Below are 22,704 nucleotides of genomic sequence, written 5' to 3' on the forward strand. Positions count from 1 at the left end.
ACCATGGACAAGGGCAAGATCTTTCGCGACCTGCATGCCTCGACCTTCGTCATGCCCAATCCCTGGGATATCGGCACGACGAAGCTGCTGGCCTCGTTCGGCTTCACGGCGCTGGCGACGACCAGCGCCGGCTTTGCCTTTTCGCGCGGCCTGCCGGATGGCGCCGTGACCTTCGACCAGATGATCCATCATTGCCGCGAGGTGACGGCGGCGACCAGCCTGCCGGTCTCGGCCGATCTCGAGAGGGGCAAGGGCGACAGCGCCGAGCAGGCCGCCGAAACCATCTTCGCGGCGGAAGCGGCCGGTCTTGCCGGCTGCTCGATCGAAGACCACACCGGCGATCCGGACAAGCCGATCTATGATTTCTCCCACGCCGTCGAACGTGTTGCGGCAGCGGTGGAAGCGGCGCGGGCGCTGAAGCGCGATTTCGTCTGCACCGCGCGCGCCGAGAACTTTCTGTGGGGCAAGTCCGACCTCGACGACACCATCAAGCGGCTGCAGGCCTTCGAGAAGGCCGGCGCCGACGTGCTCTATGCGCCGGGCATCGGCGACGTCGAGATGATCCGCGCCATCTGCTCGGCGGTCAGCAAGCCGGTCAATGTCATGGCAAAGCCCGGCTTCACCATCGCCGACCTCGCCGTGGCCGGCGTCAAGCGTATCTCGCTCGGGCCGTGGCTGACCAATTTCGCCTATGGCATGCTGGAAACGGCGGCACGCGAGATCCAGCAGGACGGCACGTTCGGCTTCACCCGCGCCGCCATGCCGTTCAGCAAATTGCAGGCGCTGTTCGCCAAACCTTCAGCCTAGATGAGGCCCATCGCATGACGCTTACCGTCGTCGATATGCATACCGGCGGCGAGCCGCTCAGGATCGTCACCGGCGGCTATCCCAGTATTCCAAAGGGCACCATCCTGGAAAAGCGCGCCTATGTGCGCGACCATCTCGATCATCTCAGGAAAATCCTGATGTTCGAGCCGCGCGGCCACTACGACATGTATGGCGCCTTGCTGGTCGAACCCGATCTACCCGGCGCCGACCTTGCCGTGCTGTTCATGCACAATGAGGGCTATTCGACCATGTGCGGCCACGCCATCGTCGCGCTCGGCCGCTATGCCGTCGACGAGGGGCTGGTGGCGAAACAGGAGCCAATCACGACTGTCAACATCGAGGCGCCGTGCGGACTGGTCGTCGCCTCGGTGGAGGTCAGGGACGGCAAGGCCGGCGCGGTGTCGTTCGAAAGCGTGCCGGCCTTCCTGTTCGCCGCCAGCCAGACGATAGAGCTGGCGGGCCATGGCACGATCGGCTTCGACATCGCCTATGGCGGCGCTTTCTACGCGCTGGCCGATTGCCACCAATTCGGGCTGGAATTCGGCCGCGACCGGGTGCGCGATTTCGTCGATGCGGCAACCGCACTGACCAACAGGCTCAAGGCCGAACTGCCGCTGTCGCATCCCGACCACGCCGACCTTGCCTTCTCTACGGCACCATCCTGACTGATGGCCGCGACGCGTTTTCCGGCGAGGTAACCAAAAACATCTGCGTCTTTGCCGAGGCCGAGGTCGACCGCTCGCCGACCGGCTCAGGCGTCACCGCAAGGCTGGCGGCCATGCATGCCAAGGGCGAGATCGCGATCGGGCAGACACGCATGTTCGAAAGCATTGCCGGCTCGCGTTTTTCCGGAGCCGTGGCGCGGACGGCGCAGGCTGGCCCGCATGAGGCGATCATCGCCCGCGTCGGCGGCCGCGCCTATTATTCCGGGCGGACCGAATTCATCGTCGAGGCCGATGACGAGCTCGGACGCGGATTTCTCCTGCGTTAGGGGCGCCTATATCCAGGTCGGGCCGCTTCCCGCACCGAGATCGCCTTGTGCAGATGCACCATCATGGCGGCGGCGAAGAGCGGCGTCAGCAGGTTGAGCAACGGCACGGCGAGGAAAGCCGCGATGAGCAGCCCGGCGAGAAACACCGTGCCGGCATAGTGCCTGCGCAAGACCCTGGCCTCGTCTTCCCCGCGAAAGCGCATGGCGGCGAATTCGAAAAACTCGCGCCCGAGCAGATAGCCATTGACGATGAAGAAGGCGGCGATGTTGACGCCCGGCACCAAGAGAAGCAGCAGGGCGACGATGTTGCCAAGAATGACGACGCCGAGGAATCGCGCCGACAGCACCAGCGAGCGCAGCGCCGGCATGGCGCGGCCGGTCGGATCGCCGGGATAGTCGGTGCGCTCGACCACTTCGGCGATATCGTCGAGGAACAGGCCGGCGACAACAGCCGTCACCGGCGCGATGAGCAGCGCCATGCCGAAGGCAAGCGCTATCGCGGCGATGATGCCACCCAGCCAGCCGGCCCAGGACGGTATGCCGGGCAACAGCGTCTGTAGCCACGGCAGGGCGAGCCACTCGACGAGGCTGGTCAGGCCGAACCACAAGGCGACAAGCGCCAGCAGCGTCAGACCCAATGTCTTGAGGAACACGGCCCGAAAGGGAGGCGAGAGCAGCTCGAGGGCCGCAGTGCGGGCAGCGTCGAAAATCACCTTGTCACACCCCCGGTTAGCGGACGCCGCCTAAAAGGCGGATGCTTCCGAGATAGGCAGCGCAGGCCATGAGCACAAGCGGGCTGGTTCTTTGCTTTGACGCAATTCCCAAGGGAAAGCGCTATGCGCTTTTCCCGGGAAAACCGCTTCACACTTTTCCTGGAATTGCTCTACCGCGCAAACGCCGGCTTTCGAATCGGGATGGTCATGGCAGCGACCCCGGCCACGACGAAACCCATGCCCAGCCATGCCGTCGAACCAAGGCTTTCGCCGAGGAAGAGAGCGCCGATGCCGACGCCGATCGGTACGCGCAGATAGGCCTGCGAGGTGGTGCCGACCGAACCCAGCGTGTGGATGAGGCGGAAATAGATGACGAAGGCCAGCGCCGTCGAAAACACCGACAGGCCGAGCAGGGCCAGGATCGACGCGGTCGAGGGCGCCAGCGTCCATGGCTGGTCGAACACAAGGCTGAGGGGCACGAGTATGACGGCGCCGCACAGCATGGAACCGGCGGCAGGCAGCATTGGGTCGAGGCCCTTGAAACCACGGCCGAAAATGGCCGCACCCGCATAGCAGATTGTTGCCGCGACGATTGCCAACTGCGCCCACAGCTCGTGACCGAGGCCACCCAGCGCCTCGGTGCCGATGATGAGGCAGATGCCGGCAATGCCGGCGCCGACGCCAATCAGTTTGCGTAGGGTGACCGGCTCGTGGCGGGTGATGAGCGCGGTCAAAAGGAAGGTGAAGATCGGCGAAGTTGCATTCAGGATCGTGGCGAGGCCGGCGTCGACCGAACGTTCGGCGGCGGCGATCAGGGTGAATGGTATGACGCTGTTGAGGCATGCCTGGAAGGCAAAGCGGCGCCAGCTTGCCGCATCGCCCGGCATGGCGAGCCCGCGCCAGCGGATGATGGCGAACAGGATACCGCCGGCGATCAGGGTGCGGGCGGCTATGAAGGTGACCGGCGGGATGGTTTCGACGCCGATCTTGATGAAGGTGTAGGAGGCGCCCCAGAGCACTGCCAGCACGACGAGCAGTGTCAGGTCGGTGGTCATGTCGTTCTTTGCAGGCTCGTTCTTTGTCGAGATCTTCTTTGTAGACATGGGGCTGGCTCGCCTTCGAAACGGGATCGGCTGAACCAGGCTTGTAGGCGGTGCGGCGACGAAATGCTTCGGCCACGGTCGAATTGTCATAGCGCCTCCCGGCTGATGCGCCTTTTGCCTGTTCCGCCAAAGTTGCGTCTCACGCCCTAGGCAAACCGGTTTCAAATCGCTAGACCCGCGCCGGACCGGCGTGGCAAGAAGCCGGCTCGGGTTTTGGCGGAGATTTTGATGCCGGATTATGACGTGCTTTGCATCGGCAATGCCATTGTCGACATCATCGCCCAGTGCGACGAGGAATTCCTCGAGACCAACGGCATCATCAAGGGCGCGATGAACCTCATCGACACACGACGCGCCGAACTGCTCTACAGCCGCATGGGTCCGGCGATCGAGGCGTCCGGCGGCAGTGCCGGCAACACGGCGGCCGGTGTCGCCAGCTTCGGCGGCCGCGCCGCCTTCTTCGGCAAGGTCTCCAACGATGCGCTGGGCGAAATCTACGCCCACGATATCCATGCGCAGGGCGTCGCCTTCGACACCACGCCGCTCAAGGGTGAGCCGCCGACGGCGCGCTCGATGATCTTCGTCACGCCCGACGGCGAGCGCTCGATGAACACCTATCTCGGCGCCTGCGTCGAGCTTGGCCCTGAGGATGTCGAAGCCGACAAGGCGTCTGGCGCCAAGGTCACCTATTTCGAAGGCTATCTGTGGGACCCGCCGCGCGCCAAGGAAGCAATCCGGCAGACGGCCAAGCTGGCGCACGCGGCAGGCCGCGAAGTCTCCATGACACTGTCGGATTCGTTCTGCGTCGACCGCTACCGAGACGAATTCCTCGACCTGATGCGTTCGGGCACGGTCGATATCGTCTTTGCCAACAGCCACGAGATCAAGTCGCTCTACCAGACATCGTCGTTCGACGAGGCGCTGGCGCAGATCCGCAAGGATTGCCGGATCGCCGCCGTCACCCGCTCGGAAAAAGGCTCGGTGATCGTGCGCGGCGACGAGACCGTGGTCATCAAGGCGACCGCCATCAAGGAACTGGTCGACACGACGGGCGCCGGCGATCTCTATGCCGCCGGCTTCCTGCATGGTTACACGCAAGGCCGCGACCTGCAGACTTGCGGCGATCTTGGCTCACTGGCGGCCGGATTGGTGATCCAGCAGATCGGCCCCAGGCCACGGCAGAATCTGCGCCGCGAGGCTGAGCAGGCGGGGTTGCTGTAACCTTAAAGCCCGGCGCTTGTGCCGTAGGCGGCCGGTCGCGCCGCTGCCCTTCGCAGGCTCAGGGCGTTCGAAGCTCGAAAAGCCAAGCAATTGGCTTTTCGTCCGCTGCGCGGACCGCTTCTCACCGTCGCGCGGCTGTCATACATCGCACCTACACGCAATCCGGGCGTCCCGCGACTGACATTTCGGTGCGCCCTCAGTCCGTTGGGGTGTCAAGAAATGCTAGACAGCATGCTGTCGGGCGGCCGGATTCGTTGCCGCCGCGATTTCCGCTTTCCGCTCTAGAGATTCAACAATCGGCCGCAGTTGAGGGGAGCGCGCGGCCAGAAGACAGATGCATGAACAGATTTCAGATTCAGGGCCTCAAACAGGACGACTTCGCGGAGATGGTCGCGGAGGACGTCGAGCGCGCGCTTGCGCACTATGACGAGGCCATCAACAAGCCCACCATGGTCTCGGTCGGCAAGATCGCCGGCAGCATAGCGTCCGCTGTCACCTTGCTGTCACCGAAGCACCAGCGCGCCATCGACGCCATCCATGCCGACCTGCCCGGCCTGGCCTCGAAATTCGTGCGCGCGCTGGCGGCGGAAGCCGCGCGCCGCAGCGAAGCCGGTATTGCCGGCGTGATCAATCCGCCGATGACCCCGTTGGCCGATGTCGAGCCTCCTTCGCTGCCAAAGTCGGACGATCTCGAATCGATGCTGCTCGAGGACTGGGCGGGCCGCGTCGCCGGCTCGACCTATCTGGAGGAGCATTTGCGCATCGCCCGCTCGACCCTGCACCGTTGGCAGAGACGGGGTGAGGTCATCGCCTTGCGCAAGGGCGGCCGCAAACATGTCTTCCCGCTGGCGCAGTTCGTCGACGGACGGCCGGTTGCAGGCATTCGCGACGTGCTGTCGCTGATCACCAATCCAAGGCTCGCATGGCTGTGGCTGACGCGGCCCTCGGCGCAGCTCGACGGCCGCATTCCCGTCGACCTGCTTCGGCAGGATCAGGTCGACGAGGTCGTTGAGGCCGCGCGCGTATTCGCGCCGGGCTGAACGCCTCGCAGACTCACCGCTAAGGCTCGCCGCTCAAGTCCCCGCCGTATACGCCGCGATCGCCGCCATGTTGACGATGTCCGAGTCCTTGGCGTTGAGCGACACGATCTGAACTGGCTTGTTCAAGCCGACCAGCAGCGGGCCGATGACCGTGGAGCCGCCGAGTTCCTGCAGCATCTTGGTCGAGATCGAGGCCGAGTGGAACGCCGGCATGATCAGCACATTGGCCGGGCCGGTCAACCTTATGAACGGATATTGCGCCATGGCCCGCGCATTGAGCGCCACGTCGGCGGCCATTTCGCCGTCATATTCGAAATCGACGCGGCGCTTGTCGAGGATGCGCACCGCTTCCTGGACGCGCTCGGAGCGCTCGCCCTGCGGATGGCCGAAGGTCGAATAGGCGAGCATGGCGAGCCTCGGCTCATAGCCCATGCGGCGGGCAAAGCCCGCGGCCTCCTCGGCGATGTCGGCGATCTGCTCGGCGTTCGGCATGTCGTGCACGGCGGTGTCGGCGACGAGCACGGTCTTGCCCCGCGCCAGCACGATCGAGACGCCGATGACGCGGTGGCCGGGCTTGGCGTCGATGACGCGGCGGATGTCGTCGAGTGCGGTGGAATAGTTGCGGGTCACACCCGTGACGATGCCGTCGGCGTCGCCCAGCGCCACCATGCAGGCGGCAAAATGGTTGCGGTCATTGTTGATCAGCCGCTGGCAGTCGCGGAACAGGAAGCCTTTGCGCTGCATGCGCTCGTAGAGATAGTCGGTGTAGATGCCGTTGCGGCGCGACAGGCGGGCGTTGATGATCTCGATGCCTTGCTTGTTGAGGTCGATGCCGGCGTGCTTGGCGTTTTCCTTGATGACGTCGTCGCGTCCGAGCAGGATGGCGGTGCCGAGCCGCTGGTTCACATAGGAGACGGCGGCGCGCATGACCTGCTCCTCCTCGCCCTCGGCGAAGACGATGCGCTTGGGCTGGCGGCGCACGCGGTCGTAGATGCGCTGCAGGGTCGATGCGATCGGGTCGCGGCGGGCCGACAGTTCCTGCGCGTAACGATCGAGATCGAGGATCGGCTTGCGGGCGACGCCGGAATCCATCGCCGCCTTGGCCACCGCAATCGGGATGGCCGAGATCAGGCGCGGGTCGAACGGCACCGGGATGATGTAGTTGGGGCCGAATTTCGGCCGGTTGCCCTGATAGGCGGCGGCGACGTCGTCGGGCACATCCTGGCGTGCCAATGCCGCCAGCGCCTGCGCGGCGGCGATCTTCATGTCGTCATTGATGGTGGTTGCCCTGACATCCAGCGCGCCGCGGAAGATGTAGGGGAAGCCGAGCACGTTGTTGACCTGGTTGGGGTAATCAGAACGCCCTGTGGCCATGATGGCGTCGGTGCGGATTTCGGCGACCTCCTCCGGCGTGATTTCCGGATCGGGATTGGCCATGGCGAAGATGATCGGGTTCTTGGCCATCGACTGCACCATGGCGGTGGTCAGCGCGCCCTTGGCGGAGAGGCCGAGGAAGACGTCGGCGCCGTCGAGCGCCTCGGCGAGGCTGCGCGCCTCGGTCTTGACCGCATGCGCCGACTTCCACTGGTTCATGCCTTCGGTGCGGCCCTGGAACACCACACCCTTGGTGTCGCACAAAGTGATGTTTTCGGGGGCAAAACCCATCGCCTTCATCAGCTCGATACAGGCGATGCCGGCTGCACCGGCGCCGTTGCAGACCATTTTTGTGGTCTTCATGTCGCGGCCGGTGATTTCCAGCGCGTTGATCAGGCCGGCGGCCGAGATGATCGCAGTGCCGTGCTGGTCGTCATGGAAGACCGGGATGTCCATCAATTCGCGCAGGCGCTGCTCGATGATGAAGCATTCCGGCGCCTTGATGTCCTCGAGATTGATGCCGCCGAAAGAGGGCCCGAGGAAACGCACACAGTTGATGAACTCGTCGGCGTCCTCGGTATCGACCTCGAGGTCGATGGAATCGACATCGGCGAAGCGCTTGAACAGCACCGCCTTGCCCTCCATCACCGGCTTGGAGGCCAGCGCGCCGAGATTGCCAAGGCCGAGAATGGCGGTGCCGTTGGAGATGACGGCGACCATATTGCCGCGCGTCGTGTAGTCGAAGGCGCGCGAGGGGTCTTCGGCGATGGCCAGAACAGGAACCGCGACGCCAGGCGAATAGGCGAGGCTGAGGTCGCGTTGCGTCGCCATCGGCTTGGTGGCAACGACCTCCAGCTTGCCGGGGCGACCCATGGCGTGGAATTCGAGCGCTTCCTGCGCACTGACGGACGGACCGTTGTTCTCGGTTTTCCTGGCCATGATGTTCTTGATTTCCTCACCGGTGCAGCACCTCGTTGAAGCGGGTGCTTTGTGTCGGACCGAATTAAGACCACGCGCCGCCGCGTGTAAACCGCCAGCGCGCTGGAATCGCCGTCCGCATCGGCAATTGCGGACAAGCTGCCGTCCCGTCGTCCCCTGTTTTTCGAAGCTCTGGCATTAAACCGCATCATCACATCTGCTAGCGTGCCGCGCATGAACATGCACAGCCCGAACGAGCCAGACGCCCCCGAGGCGATGACGCCGGTGCCGACCGCCCACGCCGGCGCCACGCCGATGATCGAGCAATTCATCGAGATCAAGGCGGCGAACCCCGATTCGCTGCTGTTCTATCGCATGGGCGATTTCTACGAGCTGTTCTTCGACGATGCCGAGAAGGCGAGCCGGGCGTTGGGCATCGTGCTGACCAAACGCGGCAAGTATCAAGGGCTCGACATTCCGATGTGCGGCGTGCCGGTGCATGCCGCCGACGATTATCTGCAAAAGCTGATCGGCCAGGGTTTCCGCGTTGCCGTCTGCGAACAGATCGAGGATCCGGCCGAGGCCAAGAAACGCGGCGGCAAATCGGTGGTGCGCCGCGACGTGGTGCGGCTGGTGACACCGGGCACCATCACCGAGGACAAATTGCTGGCGCCGTCGGAATCGAGCTTCCTGATGGCGCTGGGGCGGGTGAAAGGCGGAGCGGATCACTCCTTTGCGCTGGCCTGGATCGATATCTCGACGGGCGCCTTCCGCGTCACCGACACCACCGCCGACCGGCTTTTGGCCGACATTTTCCGCGTCGATCCGCGCGAGCTGATCGTCGCCGAGCCGGTGTTCCACGATCCGGAGTTGAAACCGGTGTTCGACGTGCTTGGCCGCGTCGCCAGCCCGCAGCCGCCGTCGCTGTTTGATTCGGCCTCGGCCACGGGACGCATCGCCCGCTTCTTCGATGTGGCGACACCGGATAGTTTTGGCGCCTTTTCGCGCGCCGAACTGTCGGCGATCTCCGGCGCCATCGCCTATGTCGAGAAGACGCAGAAGGCGGAGCGCCCGCCGCTGTCGCGGCCCGAGCGCGAAGAGCAAGGATCGACCCTGTTCATCGATCCGGCCACGCGCGGCAATCTGGAACTCTTACGCACTCTGTCGGGTAGCCGCGAAGGCTCGCTGTTCAAGGCGATCGACCGCACGGTGACGGGCGGCGGCGCAAGGCTGCTCGCCGACCGGCTGATGGCGCCACTGACCGACCCGGTGGCGATCGGCGGCAGGCTGGCCTCGGTTTCGTTCTTCCGTGCCGAAACGCGGCTGTGCCAGGCGGTACGGTCGAGCCTGAAGAGCGTCGCCGACATGCCGCGCGCGCTGTCCAGGCTGGCGCTCAACCGGGGCGGTCCGCGCGACCTTGGCGCGCTGCGCGCCGGTTTCGAGGCTGCCGGCGCGATCGCCGAGATCTTTGCCGCGACCGCCCTGCCCAGGGAATTGACGGCGGCACTCGCTGCCATCCACGCGCTGCCCCAGGCGCTGGCCCAGCACCTGACACAGGCGCTTGGCGACGAACTGCCGCTGCTCAAGCGTGACGGCGGCTTCGTTCGCGGCGGCTATCACCCCGATCTCGACGAGATGCGGGCGCTGCGCGATGAGTCGCGCAAAGTGATCGCCGGGCTGGAGCGCTCGCTGATCGACGAGACAGGCATCCGCTCGCTGAAGATCCGCCACAACAATGTGCTTGGCTACTACATCGAGGTGACCGCCAATCACCACGCGATCATGACCGGCAGCGACGGCGCCAAGGCTCGCTTCATCCACCGCCAGACCATGGCCAACGCCATGCGCTTCACGACGACCGAGCTTGCCGAACTCGAGACCAAGATCGCCAACGCCGCCGACCGGGCGCTCAGCATCGAGCTTGCCGCCTTCGACGCGCTGACGGCGGAAGCGGTCGGCGAAGCGGAGAAGATCCGCGCCGGTGCGGATGCGCTGGCCGTGCTCGATGTCTCGGCGGCACTTGCGCTTCTCTCGGAAAGCGAAGCCTGGTGCCGGCCGGTGGTGGATTCGAGCCTTGCTTTCGACATTTTGGGGGGCCGGCATCCGGTGGTCGAGCAGGCCTTGCGCCGTTCGGGCGAAGGCCCGTTCGTCGCCAATGATTGCGACCTGTCGCCGGAGGGCAGCGCCAAGAATGGCGCGATCTGGCTTCTGACCGGCCCCAACATGGGCGGCAAGTCGACGTTCCTGCGGCAAAACGCGCTGATCGCCATCCTGGCGCAGACCGGCTCGTTCGTGCCGGCGACCTCGGCCCATATCGGCGTCGTCGACCGGCTGTTCTCGCGTGTCGGCGCCTCGGACGATCTGGCGCGCGGCCGCTCGACCTTCATGGTCGAGATGGTCGAGACGGCGGCAATCCTCAACCAGGCCGGCGAGCGCGCCCTGGTGATCCTCGACGAGATCGGCCGCGGCACCGCCACCTTCGACGGCCTGTCGATCGCCTGGGCGGCGGCCGAATATCTGCATGAGAAGAACCGCTGCCGGGCGATCTTCGCTACTCACTTTCACGAAATGACCTCGCTGGCCGGCAAGCTGGCGCGGCTCCACAACGTCACCATGCGGGTCAAGGAATGGGAAAACGACGTCGTCTTCCTGCACGAGGTCGGCAAGGGCGCCGCCGACCGCTCCTACGGTGTGCAGGTGGCGCGGCTGGCCGGGCTGCCGGAAGCGGTGGTCGACCGGGCCAAGGAAGTGCTGCATCAGCTCGAAGAAGGCGAAGTCTCCGGCAAGACCAACCGGCTGGTGGATGACCTGCCGCTGTTTTCGGTGGCGGTGAAGCGCGAAGCGCCAAAGCCGACGAAAAACGATGCGCTCGGCGACGCGCTCGGCGCGATCAATCCCGACGAGATGACGCCGCGCGAGGCGCTGGAGGCGCTTTACCGGCTTAAGGGACTGGCGTAGCCAGTAAAGGTCGGCGGGACAGCACCCCCCTCTGCCCTACCGGGCATCTCCCCCGCAAGGGGGGAGATCGGACGTCACCTTGGCTTTCGCCAATCACCATGCAAGGAGAGCGGAGCGCGGAAGCTGCCTATCTCCCCCTTGCGGGGGAGATGGCCGGCAGGCCAGAGGGGGGTGTGACGGAACGCGGCCTTCGCTATCTGCGCGCCTAAATCATCTCCAGCCCGCGTTTGCGCGTCGGTGGCGGAAAGCCACGGTCGAGATCGGCGATGTCCTGCGGCGTAAGCTTGATGTCGAGCGCCGCGACGTTCTGGCGGACATGCTCTTGGCTGCTGGCCTTCGGGATGGCGATGACGCCCTCCTGATGCATCACCCAGGCCAGGGCGATCTGTGCCGCCGTGGCCTTGTGGCGGGCGGCAATGGCTTCCAGCCTGGCATTGCGCGCCAGCGCGCCCTGCTCGACCGGCGAATAAGCCATTAGCGGAATGCCGCGCTGCCGGCTCCACGGCGCCAGGTCGAATTCGAGGCCGCGCCGGACCAGATTGTAGAGCACCTGGTTGGTCTGGACATTGCCGCCATCCGACAAGCCGATCAGCTCTTCCATCTCGTCGGTGTCGAAATTGCTGACGCCCCAGTGACGGATCTTGCCCGCCTTTTTCAGGGCCTCGAAGGCCGCGACCGTTTCCGCCAGCGGCACGCTGCCCGGCCAATGCAGCAGATAGAGATCGATGCGGTCAGTGCGCAGGCGCTTCAGGCTGTTTTCGCAGGCGCGCTGCACGCCCGCGCGCGAAGCGTTCGATGGCAGAACTTTCGAGACCAGGAAGGTCTCGTCACGGCGCCCGGCAATAGCCTCTGCCACCACCTCCTCGGCGCCGCCGCTGGCATACATTTCGGCAGTGTCGATCAGTGTGATGCCGAGGTCGAGGCCGAGCTTGAGGGCATTCACCTCATCGGCACGGCGACTGATATCCTCGCCCATCTTCCATGTGCCCTGGCCAAGCACCTGAACGGCTTCGCCTGAGGGCAGTTTGGTGGTTCTGATGGTCGGCGGCATGGCGGGCTCCATTTGGGCCGATCGCATCACAGGCTGGACGAGAAATCCAGAGGCGTTCTCGCCGAGCTGGCGATGGCTGAAGACTTACTTCACCGGATGGGCGGCGAGCCAGGCCTGCATCTGCTTGATCTCGGCTTCCTGCGCGGCGATGACGCCTTCGGCCAGCTTGCGGATTTCCGGATCCTTGCCGTTGGCAAGCTCGACCTTGGCCATGTCGATGGCACCCTGATGGTGCGGGATCATGCCCTTGACGAAATCGACATCGGCATTGCCGGTATATTCAGATGCCATCATGTCGGCATGCATCTTGTCCATCGCTGCCTTGTAGCCCTCGGTCGAGGGGCTGGTCGCGTCCGTCGCCATGGCGCCCATGTCGTGTTTCATCTCCTCACTTTGCGCCGGAACACTTTCGAGGAAGACGGCAACCAGCATTCCGGCCGCCATCAGCAGCAGCACGAGTTTTTTGGCGAAGGTCATTCATGGTCTCCTGTTGGGTGGTTTCGTATTTGGGGGCTTGGATCAGAGTTTCAATGTTCTCAGCCGCAATGCGTTTGCGATCACCGACACCGAAGACAGGCTCATCGCCGCGGCCGCCAGCATCGGCGACAGAAGCGTGCCGGTGAGCGGATAGAGCACGCCGGCGGCGACCGGCACGCCCAGCACATTGTAGAGGAAGGCGAAGAACAGATTCTGACGGATGTTGCGGATCGTCGCCTGCGCCAGCGTGCGGGCGCGCACGATACCGTTGAGGTCGCCCTTGACCAGAGTGATACCGGCGCTTTCGACGGCGACATCGGCGCCGGTGCCCATGGCGATGCCGACATCGGCGGCGGCAAGGGCCGGTGCGTCGTTGACGCCGTCCCCGGCCATGGCAACGCCGGCGCCTTTTGCGCGCAGTTCCTCGACAAGGGCTGCCTTCTGTTCCGGCAGCAGGCCGGCGCGGACCTCGTCGATGCCGAGGCTTCTGGCGATCGCGTTGGCCGTGCGTTCATTGTCGCCGGTTGCCATGATGATCCGCAAGCCGCTTTCATGCAGCGCCTTGATCGCCTCGGCCGTCGTTGCCTTGATAGGGTCGGCGACGGCGACGATGCCGGCCAGTTTTTTGTCGACAGCGACGAACATCGCCGTCTTGCCTTCGAGTTGCAACGCCTCGGCCTTGGCCGAGATGGATGCGATGTCGACGCCAAGGTCGGCCATCATCGCGGCATTGCCGAGCGCGACCGTCTTTCCCGAGACCGAACCGGACACGCCCTTGCCGGTGACCGCCTCGAAGGCGCTGGCCTCGGCAACTGTCACGCCGCGCGTAGCGGCGCCGTCGACGATGGCTTCAGCCAGCGGATGCTCCGACCCCTTCTCCAGACCGGCGGCAAGCGCCAGCAATTCCTCCTCGGAAAAACCGTTTGCCGCAACGACATCGGTCAGCTTCGGCCGGCCTTCGGTCAGCGTCCCCGTCTTGTCGACGATCAGCGTGTCGACGGAAGCGAAGCGTTCGAGTGCTGCGGCCTCCTTGATCAGCACACCGGCATGCGCTCCGCGCCCGGTGGCGGTCATGATCGACATCGGCGTGGCAAGGCCGAGCGCACAGGGGCAAGCGATAATCAGCACCGACACCGCCGAGACGATGGCAAAGATCAGGCTGGGCTCGGGTCCAAACACGGCCCAGGCGGTGAAAGCGACAATCGCGACAAGGACGACGGCCGGGACAAAGTAGAAAGAAACGCGATCGGCCAACCCTTGAATCGGGGCGCGCGAGCGCTGCGCCTTGGCGACGAGCTCGACGATGCGCGCCAGCGTCGTCTCGGCGCCAACCTTCTCAGCGCGCATGATCAGCGCACCATTCTTGTTGAGCGTGCCGCCGGTCAGCGCATCGCCCTCGACCTTCTCGACCGGCAACGGCTCGCCCGTGATCATCGATTCGTCGATCGAGGACCGCCCTTCCAGCACCGTGCCATCGACCGGCACGGCGTCACCGGGGCGTATGCGCAGGCGATCGCCGGCCTTGACGGCGTCGAGGGGCACGTCGTTTTCGGAACCATCGGCGGCAATCAGCCGCGCGGTCTTCGGCGCCAGATCGAGCAAGGCGCGGATCGCCGAACCGGTCTTTTCACGGGCGCGCAGCTCCAGCACCTGACCAAGGAAGACCAGCGCAACGATGACGGCGGCAGCCTCGAAATAGACGGGCACCGCACCGCCATGGCCGCGGAACTGATGCGGGAAAATGTCCGGAAACAGCGTGGCGACGACGCTGTAGAGATAGGCAGCGCCAACGCCGAGCGAGATCAGCGTCCACATGTTGGGGCTGCGGTTGACCAGCGAGTCCCAGCCGCGGTGGAAGAAGGGAAAGGCGGCCCAAAGCACCACCGGACTTGCCAGGACCAGTTCGATCCAGACCTTTGTCCGGTCCTCGACCAGGCCTTCAAACATCAAGCCGATCATGGGCGCCATTGCGATGATCAGAAGGGGGACCGAAAGGACAGCGCTCACCCAAAACCGCCTGGTGAAATCGACCAGCTCGGGATTTGGCCCTTCATCGCCCGTCGGCACGCCCATCGGCTCCAGCGCCATGCCACAGATCGGGCAGGATCCTGGCTTGTCGCGGATGATTTCGGGATGCATCGGGCAGGTGTATTGCGTGCCTTTGGGCATCGGCTGCGGTGCCGGCCTGTTGCCGAGATATTTTTGCGGCTCCGCCTCGAATTTCGCCTGGCAGGCGGCCGAGCAGAAGTAAAAGCCCTGGCCTTCGTGGCGGGCAAAGTGCCTGGCTGTCGCGCGATCGACGCTCATACCGCAGACCGGATCGGTGGCCGTCAGGAATTTTTCCGGCTCGGCGACGAATTTCGTGCGGCAGCCCTGGCTGCAGAAATGATAGGGATGGCCATCATGCTCGGTCGTCGGCTTGCCGGCGACCGGATCGACAGTCATGCCGCAGACCGGATCGCGGACGACGCTCTTCGTGGTGGGCACGGCGCCTTTTGTCGAGCAGCAGCTACCATGCGCGTGATGATCGTGATCGGAATGCGTCATTCGAAAATGCCTTGATTTATCGGCGTGTGACGTGGAGATAAGGCTTCCAGTAACTGGAAGGTCAAGGGCTGTTTCGACTTTTCTTCTCCGGTCCACGGCGCGTCCATCCTCCCCCAGAAAAAGTCTCACGCGGCAACACCACGCCTGCTAGAGAGCGAGCGTCCCGGGGGTGAGATTTTCTTTGGCAATGAAGCGTCTGGTCATCAATCTCGATCGGTCTCCCGATCGCCTTGCCCGTGTGACGGCGGAGTTTGCCCGCATCGGCGTCCCGTTCGAACGCGTTCAGGCCATCGACGCACGGGATCGGCCGGACCTGGACCAGCTGCCGCAAAATGTCGGATATCGGAACAGGCTGCCATTGACTGACGGCGAGATCGCCTGCCTGCTCAGTCACCGGGCCTGCTGGGCCGCCATAGCGCAAGGCGACGCTCGCTACGGGGCAATCTTCGAGGACGACATCGTCTTTGCCGCGAAAGCCGGCGCATTGCTTCGCGACAGCAACTGGATTCCAGCCGATGCCGAAGTCGTCAAGCTCGAAAGCTATTTTTGCAAGACCGTGATCCGACGCAAGCGCATTGACATCGGTCACGGCTTTTCCACATCCAAACTCGACGCTGGACATATAGGAACCGCCGGCTACATCATCTCCAGGCAAACCGCGCTCGACCTGATCAAGGCCACCGAGGAGATCGGCATCGCTGTCGACGACCTTGTCTTCAACCCCGAGTTTTCGGTTTTGCGAGGCGAGACAATCTATCAGCTTGTTCCTGCGCTCTGCGCGCAAGATCAGTTCCTTGGCGACAGGGCGCTCCAATTGCCAAGCCTGCTCAGGGAAAAGCGGGATATCCAGTACGCCGCCGGGACCGGGAAACGCAGAAAGACAGCCATAGCGAAGGTCAAAGCCGAGGCTCGGCGGATAGGCAAGCGCATTGTCGATTTCTGTCGACTGAAGCGGAGAATGGTTATTCCATTTACTTATCCGAGCCAAAGCTCAACCGGGTCTTGAACCGGCTTTCAACGCCCCATACCCAGCGCCACGAAAACGCGCTATAGACGCCGCCGAACGGCAAGGCCGACTGGATATATGGCAAGAATCTCCCTGAAGCTCGACGAATTGATCGACGGCGAAGCCTTGCGCCGCGAGATGACCGCGCTGACCGCGGCCACGGCGGATGATGGCTCAGGGCGGGCCGCGCGCAATGGCGTGCTCCAACTGCTCAAGGGACGACTGGCGGAAGGGCGCGCCATTGCCGAACGAATGCTGATGGACGATGGCGGCGGCAGCGCCTGCGCGGCGCGGCTGTCGCATCTCATGGACGAGATCATCCGGGCGCTTTACGATTTCGCCGTCACCCATGTCTACCGGGTCAAGAACCCGTCCTCGGCGGAGCGCATGGCCGTCGTCGCTGTCGGCGGCTACGGCCGTGGAACGCTGGCGCCCGGATCCGACATCGACCTTCTGTTCCTGCTGCCCTACAAGCAGACGCCGTGGGGCGAACAGACAGTCGAATACATGCTCTACATGCTGTGGGACCTGGGGCTGAAGGTCGGCCACGCCACCCGTAATATCGACGAATGCCTGCGCCTGTCGCGGACCGATGTCACCATTCGCACCTCGATCCTCGAAGCACGTTTCTTGTGGGGCGAGGAAAAGCTCTATGATGAACTGATGCTGCGCTTCGACCATGAGGTGGTGCGCACGACCGGCCCCGAATATGTCCAGGCCAAGCTTGCCGAACGCGATGACCGCCATGCCAAGGCCGGCGAAAGCCGCTATCTGGTCGAGCCCAACGTCAAGGACGGCAAGGGCGGCCTGCGCGACCTGCAGACGCTGTTCTGGATCGGCAAATATTTCTATCGGGTGCGCACCGGCGAGGAACTGGTCGACAAGGGCGTCTTCACCGAGGGCGAATACCGCGAGTTCCAGAAGGCGGAGGATTTCCTGTGGGCGGTACGCTGCCACATGCATTTCCTCACCGGCAAGGCCGAAGAGCGGTTGCATTTCGACATCCAGCGCGAGATCGCCGAACGTCTCGGCTACACCACACACCCCGGCCTGTCGGCGGTCGAGCGCTTCATGAAGCACTACTTCCTCGTTGCCAAGGACGTCGGCGACCTGACCCGCATCTTCTGCGCGGCGCTCGAGGAGGAGCAGGCCAAGCACGTTCCTGGCTTCAACCGCATCTTCCTGACTTTCTCCAGGCGCAAACGCAAGCTGGCCGGCACCTCCGATTTCATTGTCGACAACCACCGCATCAACATCGCCGACGACCAGGTTTTCGAGCGCGATCCGGTCAATCTGCTCAGGCTGTTCTGGTTCGCCGACAAGCACGGTCTGGAATTCCACCCTGACGCGCTGAAGCTGCTGACCCGTTCGCTCGGCCTGGTCAACAAGTCGCTGCGGCGCGACGAGGAGGCCAACCGGCTGTTCCTCGACATATTGACCTCGGATCGCAATGCCGAACTCAATCTGCGTCGCATGAACGAAGCCGGACTGCTCGGCAGGCTGATCCCGGATTTCGGCAAGATCGTCGCCATGATGCAGTTCTCGATGTACCACCACTACACGGTGGACGAGCATCTGATCCGCTGCATCGGCGTGCTGGCCGAGATCGAGCGCGGCGACGGCGAAAAGGTCCACCCCCTCTCGCACACGCTGATGCCGGGCCTGAAGAAGAGCCGCGAGGCGCTCTATGTCGCCGTATTGCTGCACGACATTGCCAAGGGCAGGCCGGAGGACCATTCCGAGGCGGGGGCCAGGATCGCCCGTCGCATCTGCCCGCATATGGGGCTGTCGCCTGCCGATACCGAAACCGTGGCCTGGCTGGTCGAGAACCACCTCGTGATGTCGATGACGGCGCAGACCCGCGACCTCAACGACCGCAAGACCATCGAGGATTTTGCCGCGATCGTGCAGTCGGTCGAGCGGCTGAAGCTGCTTTTGATCCTCACCGTCTGCGACATCAGGGGCGTCGGACCCGGTGTCTGGAACGGCTGGAAGGGCCAGCTGCTGCGCACGCTCTACTACGAGACCGAATTGCTGCTGACCGGCGGGTTTTCGGAAGTGTCGCGCGCGCAGCGCACGGCGGCGGCGCGCGAGCGCCTGGCCGAGGCGCTTGCCGACTGGCCGGACAAGGCCCGCAAGCGCTATGTCGGCCAACACTACGAGAATTACCTTTTGACCGTCGATCTCGCAGACCAGTTGCGCCATGCCGAGTTCATCCGCGAGGCGGATGTGGCAGGCAACAAGCTCGCCACCATGGTCAAGACCCACCAGTTCGAGGCGGTGACCGAAATCACCGTGCTGGCGCAGGACCATCCCCGCCTGCTGTCGGTGATCGCCGGGGCTTGCGCCGGGGCCGGCGGCAACATCGTCGACGCGCAGATCTTCACGACGTCGGATGGCCGCGCCCTCGACACCATCCTGATCTCGAGGGAATTCGATCGCGACGAGGACGAGCGCCGGCGCGCCGAACGTGTCGGCCGGCTGATCGAGGACGTGCTGTCGGGCAAGAGCTGGCTGCCGGAAATGATCGAGAAGCGCACCAAGCCGCGGCGCGGCTCCAAGGTGTTCAAGATCCCACCGCGTGCCGAAATCCGCAACACGCTGTCGAACCGTTTTTCGGTCATCGAGGTCGAGGGCCTCGACCGGCCGGGACTGCTGTCGGAGATCACCGGAACGCTTTCCGACCTGTCGCTCGACATCGCATCGGCCCACATCACCACCTTCGGCGAAAAGGTCATCGACACTTTCTATGTCACCGATCTCACTGGCCAGAAGATAGATAGCCCGGCCCGCATCGCCACCATCCGCAATCGGCTGATGGCAACGCTCGAAGGCATCGTGCCCGAACGCGGCGGCAAGCCCAGGGCGGCGGCCGAGTGACAACGACCATCACTTTGTCCCAATTGCGCAGGCAGTTCCCAAAAGCATGAGCCTCGTCAAGAAATTCGCAACGGTCGCTTCCGGCACGCTGATGAGCCGCGCGCTCGGTTTCGGCCGCGAGATGCTGATGGCTGCTGCACTCGGTACCGGACCGGTTGCCGATGCCTTCAACGCCGCTTTCCAGTTTCCCAACACCTTTCGCCGGCTGTTTGCCGAGGGGGCCTTCAACGCCGCCTTCGTGCCGCTGTTCGCCAAGGAGATCGAGACCCACGGTACCGAAGGCGCCAAGCGCTTTTCCGAGGAAGTGTTCGGCGTGCTGTTCACGGCGCTGCTGGCGCTGACGATCATCATGGAACTGTCGATGCCGCTGATCGTGCGCTATCTGGTGGCGCCGGGTTTTGCCGGCACGCCGGGGAAGTTCGACACCACGGTGACGCTGGCGACGATCATGTTTCCCTATCTGATCTGCATGTCGCTGGGCGCGATGATGGCGGGCATGCTGAATTCGCTGCGCCGCTATTTCGCCGCCGCGGTGGCACCGGTGTTCCTCAACATCATCCTGATCGGCGTGCTCGCCTATGCCTGGTACAAGGGCTCGGATGCCCTGACAGTCGGCTACGGGCTGTCCTGGGGCGTGCTTGCCGCCGGACTGGTGCAGTTGGCGATCGTCTGGGTGGCGGTGCGCCATGCCGGCATCTCGATCGGCTTTCGCCGTCCCAAAATGACGCCCGCGGTCAAGCGGCTGCTGATCCTGGCGCTGCCGGCGGCCATCACCGGCGGCATCACCCAGATCAACCAACTGATCGGTACGGCGATCGCCTCGGCGCAGAACAGCGCGGTGTCCTCGCTCGCCTACGCCGACCGCATCTACCAGTTGCCGCTCGGCGTGGTCGGCGTTGCGGTGGCGATCGTGCTGTTGCCCGAACTGTCGCGGGCGCTGAAGTCGGGCAATCTGATCGAGGCGGCCAATCTGCAGAACCGCTCGGTCGAGTTCACGCTGTTCCTGACCTTGCCGGCAGCCGCGGCACTCTGGGTGATGTCGGAACCGATCGTGCGGCTGGTCTATGAGCGCGGCGCGTTCGCCGCCAACGGATCGACGCCGACGGTGGCGGCGATCCTGGCCATCTTCGGCCTCGGCCTGCCGGCCTTCGTGCTGATCAAGGCGTTCACCCCAGGCTATTTCGCCCGTGAGGATACGCGCACGCCGATGATCTTTGCCGCCATCTCGGTGGCGGTGAACGTCACCACGGCGCTGACGCTGTTTCCACGGATGGGGGCGCCCGGCATTGCGGTGGCCTCGGCCGTCGCCGGCTGGGTCAACGCGGTGATGCTGCTCGGCGTCTTGATCCGGCGCGGCCATTGGGGCCGCGACGTACCGCTGATGAAGCGCATCCCACGTCTGGTGCTGTCCGCCGTGGTGATGGGCGCTGCGCTCTATTTTGCCGAACACTGGTTCGCCATCAGGCTTGGGCCGGGCTCGCCGCTGGTGGTGAAGGCGGCGACGCTGCTGTCGCTGGTTGCCGGTGGGGCGCTGCTTTATTTCATCACCGCGTTTGCCACCGGCGGCGCCGATTTCGGGATGATCCGGCGCAATGTCGGACGGAAAGGATCGCCGCCGACTAGGGAACAGTCTCCAGATCCGTGAGCCGGAATTTATTGCAATGTCCCACCCCTCATTGCGACGATAGCGGCTGCTTCGACAAACATTAGTCTTCTCCAGACAATTCGTCGTAGACGGAGGGTGGCAAGGTGTTGCGCGCCCGCCCCCTCAGTTCAATTCCGAGTTCGGCCCGAAGCCGTGCCGCGGTCTCCAGCGGCGTCTCGCGGCTGCGCCTGCGCTGCAGTGCCTCTTGCATACCGACCACGCCGGCGGGGCGCTTCTGACCTTCAGATCCGGTGGGCATTCAAGGCGTCTCCTCCAAGGTCGCTATGTAATGCACCCGGCTGCCGCTCGCGTACATGATGAAGTGCTTGTTGCCAAAGCGGTCGTTTTTGACAGTGAGCGACGTAGTGAACCGCGGAGCGTTTCGTGGCAATGGGGTCGTGGCGACGGGTGGCAGATGGCTCGCGGCTAGCCGCGATAGAAGCACGACTAATTGCCCTTCGGCCAGCGACTTCTCTGGGATGGAATCCTCCCATTGATCGGGCGCCCCGTGGCGTACAATCTTCCAAACTCGCGCCAAGTCTCCGGCCCCTGCTTTCCGCGAAGCATATAGGTGCTTTCGCATATTTCAAATTTCAAACCGAGACACTCCCGGTTTCTTGTCCCTGTTCCTTATAGTCTGCTCCAAGGCCCAATGGCCTCTTGATCCTCTCACCGCTCTCGTCCATAAGCGCGCCGTCGCAAGACTTTCGCCGCGCGCGGTTTCCAGCCGCGTGATTGGCTCCGAAAAGTCTGCAACTTTTCGGAATCACGCTTATACGGCCCTCCACAAGCCATGAGGACAATCATGACCGCCTTCAAGCCACTCGTCTTTTCCGGTGTCCAGCCGACCGGCAATCTGCACCTCGGCAACTATCTCGGCGCCATCAAGAAATTCGTCGCCCTGCAGGACACCTCCGATTGCATCTATTGCGTCGTCGACCTGCATTCGCTGACAGCTCAACTCGTTCATGAAGACCTAGCCGACCAGACGCGGTCGATCACCGCTGCGTTCCTGGCCTCGGGCATCGACCCGAAGAAGCACATCGTCTTCAATCAGTCGCGGGTCATGCAGCATGCGGAGCTCGCCTGGATCTTCAATTGCGTGGCGCGCATCGGCTGGATGAACCGCATGACGCAGTTCAAGGACAAGGCCGGCAAGGACCGCGAGAACGCGTCGCTCGGCCTGCTAGCCTATCCTTCGCTGATGGCTGCCGACATCCTGCTCTACCGTGCCACCCACGTGCCGGTGGGCGAGGACCAAAAGCAGCATCTGGAACTCACACGCGACATCGCGCAGAAATTCAACAACGACTTCTCCGACCGCATCGCGGCCCTTGGCATCGGCGTCGAGATGCAGGTCGGCGAAGAGACCGTGAACGGCTATTTCCCGCTGACCGAGCCGGTCATCGGTGGGCCGGCGGCGCGCATCATGTCGCTGCGCGACGGCTCCAAGAAAATGTCCAAATCGGACCCGTCGGATTTGTCGCGCATCAACCTGACCGACGATGCCGATGACATCTCGAAGAAGATCCGCAAGGCCAAAACCGACCCGGAAGCGTTGCCGAGCGAGCTGGACGGCCTGGCCGGCCGGCCCGAGGCGGAGAACCTGGTCGGCATCTATGCGGGTCTCGCCGAGATGTCGAAGGCGGATGTACTCAAGGAATTCGCCGGCCAGCAGTTTTCCGTGTTCAAGCCGGCCTTGGCCGATCTTGCAGTGGAAAAACTGGCGCCGATCGCCAGCGAGATGCGCCGCATTTCGGATGACCGCGCCTATGTCGACGCGGTGCTCAAGGATGGCGGCGAGCGCGCCGGCGTGCTGGCCGAAGCGACGATGAAGACGGTGCGCGACATTATCGGCCTGCTGCAGGGCTGATCGCGACATCGGGTGCACTGGCACAAGGCCGGCGGCTTGCCGCCGGTCCCCCGCAGTGGCAGATTGCGGCCGCACGACA

15 protein-coding genes and 1 pseudogene are annotated in these 22,704 nt (G+C 64.0%); 9 read left to right on the top strand and 7 right to left on the bottom strand.

Annotated features, from left to right (window positions below; all coding sequences use genetic code 11):
- Nucleotides 1–3: 3 nt before the first annotated feature.
- Nucleotides 4–807, top strand: a complete 804-nt coding sequence (locus NKK51_RS02880; RefSeq protein ID WP_352551088.1) for an isocitrate lyase/PEP mutase family protein — start codon at nt 4–6, stop codon at nt 805–807.
- Nucleotides 808–821: 14 nt separating this feature from the next.
- A pseudogene (locus tag NKK51_RS02885) lies at nt 822–1,819 on the top strand (proline racemase family protein).
- Here NKK51_RS02885 and NKK51_RS02890 read toward each other — a convergent pair.
- Nucleotides 1,816–2,532 carry a sulfate transporter family protein gene (locus tag NKK51_RS02890; protein ID WP_352551089.1) on the bottom strand — a complete coding sequence of 239 codons (717 nt, stop codon included), beginning with the start codon at nt 2,530–2,532 and terminating at the stop codon, nt 1,816–1,818. The pseudogene NKK51_RS02885 and the gene NKK51_RS02890 sit on opposite strands and share 4 nt — an antisense overlap.
- Before the next feature lie 170 nt (nt 2,533–2,702).
- Nucleotides 2,703–3,635: a DMT family transporter gene (locus tag NKK51_RS02895; protein WP_352551090.1), complete on the bottom strand. Its 933-nt coding sequence runs from the start codon at nt 3,633–3,635 to the stop codon at nt 2,703–2,705.
- 228 nt (nt 3,636–3,863) lie between these two features.
- Between NKK51_RS02895 and NKK51_RS02900 the strand changes: the two genes are divergently transcribed.
- Both NKK51_RS02900 and NKK51_RS02905 read left to right on the top strand, forming a co-directional pair.
- Entirely contained in the window at nt 3,864–4,856 is a 993-nt protein-coding gene (locus tag NKK51_RS02900) for an adenosine kinase (RefSeq protein ID WP_352551092.1), read from the top strand.
- A 338-nt stretch (nt 4,857–5,194) separates the two neighbouring features.
- A complete protein-coding gene (locus tag NKK51_RS02905) occupies nt 5,195–5,896 on the top strand; it encodes an antitoxin Xre/MbcA/ParS-like domain-containing protein (protein WP_352551094.1) in 702 nt (233 codons plus the stop codon).
- 33 nt (nt 5,897–5,929) lie between these two features.
- Here the strand turns inward: NKK51_RS02905 and NKK51_RS02910 are convergent, their stop codons facing one another.
- Entirely contained in the window at nt 5,930–8,209 is a 2,280-nt protein-coding gene (locus tag NKK51_RS02910) for an NADP-dependent malic enzyme (protein WP_023811643.1), read from the bottom strand.
- 213 nt (nt 8,210–8,422) lie between these two features.
- On the opposite strand from NKK51_RS02910, the gene mutS reads away from it, so the two are divergent.
- Nucleotides 8,423–11,146, top strand: coding sequence for a DNA mismatch repair protein MutS (mutS, locus tag NKK51_RS02915; protein ID WP_352551096.1), 2,724 nt, complete (start codon nt 8,423–8,425; stop codon nt 11,144–11,146).
- Between the two features lie 205 nt (nt 11,147–11,351).
- Here mutS and NKK51_RS02920 read toward each other — a convergent pair whose 3' ends face one another.
- The 3 genes from NKK51_RS02920 to NKK51_RS02930 form a co-directional block, all read right to left on the bottom strand.
- Nucleotides 11,352–12,197: an aldo/keto reductase gene (locus tag NKK51_RS02920; protein ID WP_023811640.1), complete on the bottom strand. Its 846-nt coding sequence runs from the start codon at nt 12,195–12,197 to the stop codon at nt 11,352–11,354.
- Nucleotides 12,198–12,281: 84 nt separating this feature from the next.
- Nucleotides 12,282–12,674, bottom strand: coding sequence for a CopM family metallochaperone (gene copM / locus NKK51_RS02925; RefSeq protein WP_352439733.1), 393 nt, complete (start codon nt 12,672–12,674; stop codon nt 12,282–12,284).
- A gap of 42 nt (nt 12,675–12,716) precedes the next feature.
- Entirely contained in the window at nt 12,717–15,221 is a 2,505-nt protein-coding gene (locus NKK51_RS02930; protein ID WP_352551098.1) for a heavy metal translocating P-type ATPase, read from the bottom strand.
- A 187-nt stretch (nt 15,222–15,408) separates the two neighbouring features.
- On the opposite strand from NKK51_RS02930, the gene NKK51_RS02935 reads away from it, so the two are divergent.
- The 3 genes from NKK51_RS02935 to murJ all read left to right on the top strand — a co-directional run bounded on the left by NKK51_RS02935 (nt 15,409) and on the right by murJ (nt 20,752).
- On the top strand, nt 15,409–16,227 hold the full coding sequence (locus NKK51_RS02935) for a glycosyltransferase family 25 protein (RefSeq protein WP_352551100.1): 819 nt from the start codon (nt 15,409–15,411) through the stop codon (nt 16,225–16,227).
- Between the two features lie 78 nt (nt 16,228–16,305).
- Nucleotides 16,306–19,107 (top strand): [protein-PII] uridylyltransferase, encoded by a 2,802-nt coding sequence (locus tag NKK51_RS02940; RefSeq protein WP_352551102.1) that lies wholly within the window; start codon nt 16,306–16,308, stop codon nt 19,105–19,107.
- Between the two features lie 46 nt (nt 19,108–19,153).
- A complete protein-coding gene (murJ, locus tag NKK51_RS02945) occupies nt 19,154–20,752 on the top strand; it encodes a murein biosynthesis integral membrane protein MurJ (protein ID WP_023811635.1) in 1,599 nt (532 codons plus the stop codon).
- 61 nt (nt 20,753–20,813) lie between these two features.
- On the opposite strand, the gene NKK51_RS02950 is transcribed toward murJ, so the two are convergent.
- Nucleotides 20,814–21,011, bottom strand: a complete 198-nt coding sequence (locus NKK51_RS02950; protein ID WP_352551103.1) for a hypothetical protein — start codon at nt 21,009–21,011, stop codon at nt 20,814–20,816.
- 546 nt (nt 21,012–21,557) lie between these two features.
- On the opposite strand from NKK51_RS02950, the gene trpS reads away from it, so the two are divergent.
- Nucleotides 21,558–22,625 (top strand): tryptophan--tRNA ligase, encoded by a 1,068-nt coding sequence (gene trpS / locus NKK51_RS02955; RefSeq protein ID WP_023811632.1) that lies wholly within the window; start codon nt 21,558–21,560, stop codon nt 22,623–22,625.
- Nucleotides 22,626–22,704 lie beyond the last annotated feature (79 nt).

The organism is Mesorhizobium sp. M0011, assembly GCF_040324155.1.
Taxonomy (GTDB): domain Bacteria; phylum Pseudomonadota; class Alphaproteobacteria; order Rhizobiales; family Rhizobiaceae; genus Mesorhizobium.

Coding starts and splice junctions, on each gene's coding strand:
- NKK51_RS02880 (WP_352551088.1), top strand. CDS start 4: ATGGACAAGGGCAAGATCTTTCGCGACCTGCATGCCTCGACCTTCGTC.
- NKK51_RS02895 (WP_352551090.1), bottom strand. CDS start 3,635: ATGTCTACAAAGAAGATCTCGACAAAGAACGAGCCTGCAAAGAACGAC.
- NKK51_RS02900 (WP_352551092.1), top strand. CDS start 3,864: ATGCCGGATTATGACGTGCTTTGCATCGGCAATGCCATTGTCGACATC.
- NKK51_RS02905 (WP_352551094.1), top strand. CDS start 5,195: ATGAACAGATTTCAGATTCAGGGCCTCAAACAGGACGACTTCGCGGAG.
- NKK51_RS02910 (WP_023811643.1), bottom strand. CDS start 8,209: ATGGCCAGGAAAACCGAGAACAACGGTCCGTCCGTCAGTGCGCAGGAA.
- mutS (WP_352551096.1), top strand. CDS start 8,423: ATGAACATGCACAGCCCGAACGAGCCAGACGCCCCCGAGGCGATGACG.
- NKK51_RS02920 (WP_023811640.1), bottom strand. CDS start 12,197: ATGCCGCCGACCATCAGAACCACCAAACTGCCCTCAGGCGAAGCCGTT.
- copM (WP_352439733.1), bottom strand. CDS start 12,674: ATGACCTTCGCCAAAAAACTCGTGCTGCTGCTGATGGCGGCCGGAATG.
- NKK51_RS02930 (WP_352551098.1), bottom strand. CDS start 15,221: ATGACGCATTCCGATCACGATCATCACGCGCATGGTAGCTGCTGCTCG.
- NKK51_RS02935 (WP_352551100.1), top strand. CDS start 15,409: ATGAAGCGTCTGGTCATCAATCTCGATCGGTCTCCCGATCGCCTTGCC.
- NKK51_RS02940 (WP_352551102.1), top strand. CDS start 16,306: ATGGCAAGAATCTCCCTGAAGCTCGACGAATTGATCGACGGCGAAGCC.
- murJ (WP_023811635.1), top strand. CDS start 19,154: ATGAGCCTCGTCAAGAAATTCGCAACGGTCGCTTCCGGCACGCTGATG.
- NKK51_RS02950 (WP_352551103.1), bottom strand. CDS start 21,011: ATGCCCACCGGATCTGAAGGTCAGAAGCGCCCCGCCGGCGTGGTCGGT.
- trpS (WP_023811632.1), top strand. CDS start 21,558: ATGACCGCCTTCAAGCCACTCGTCTTTTCCGGTGTCCAGCCGACCGGC.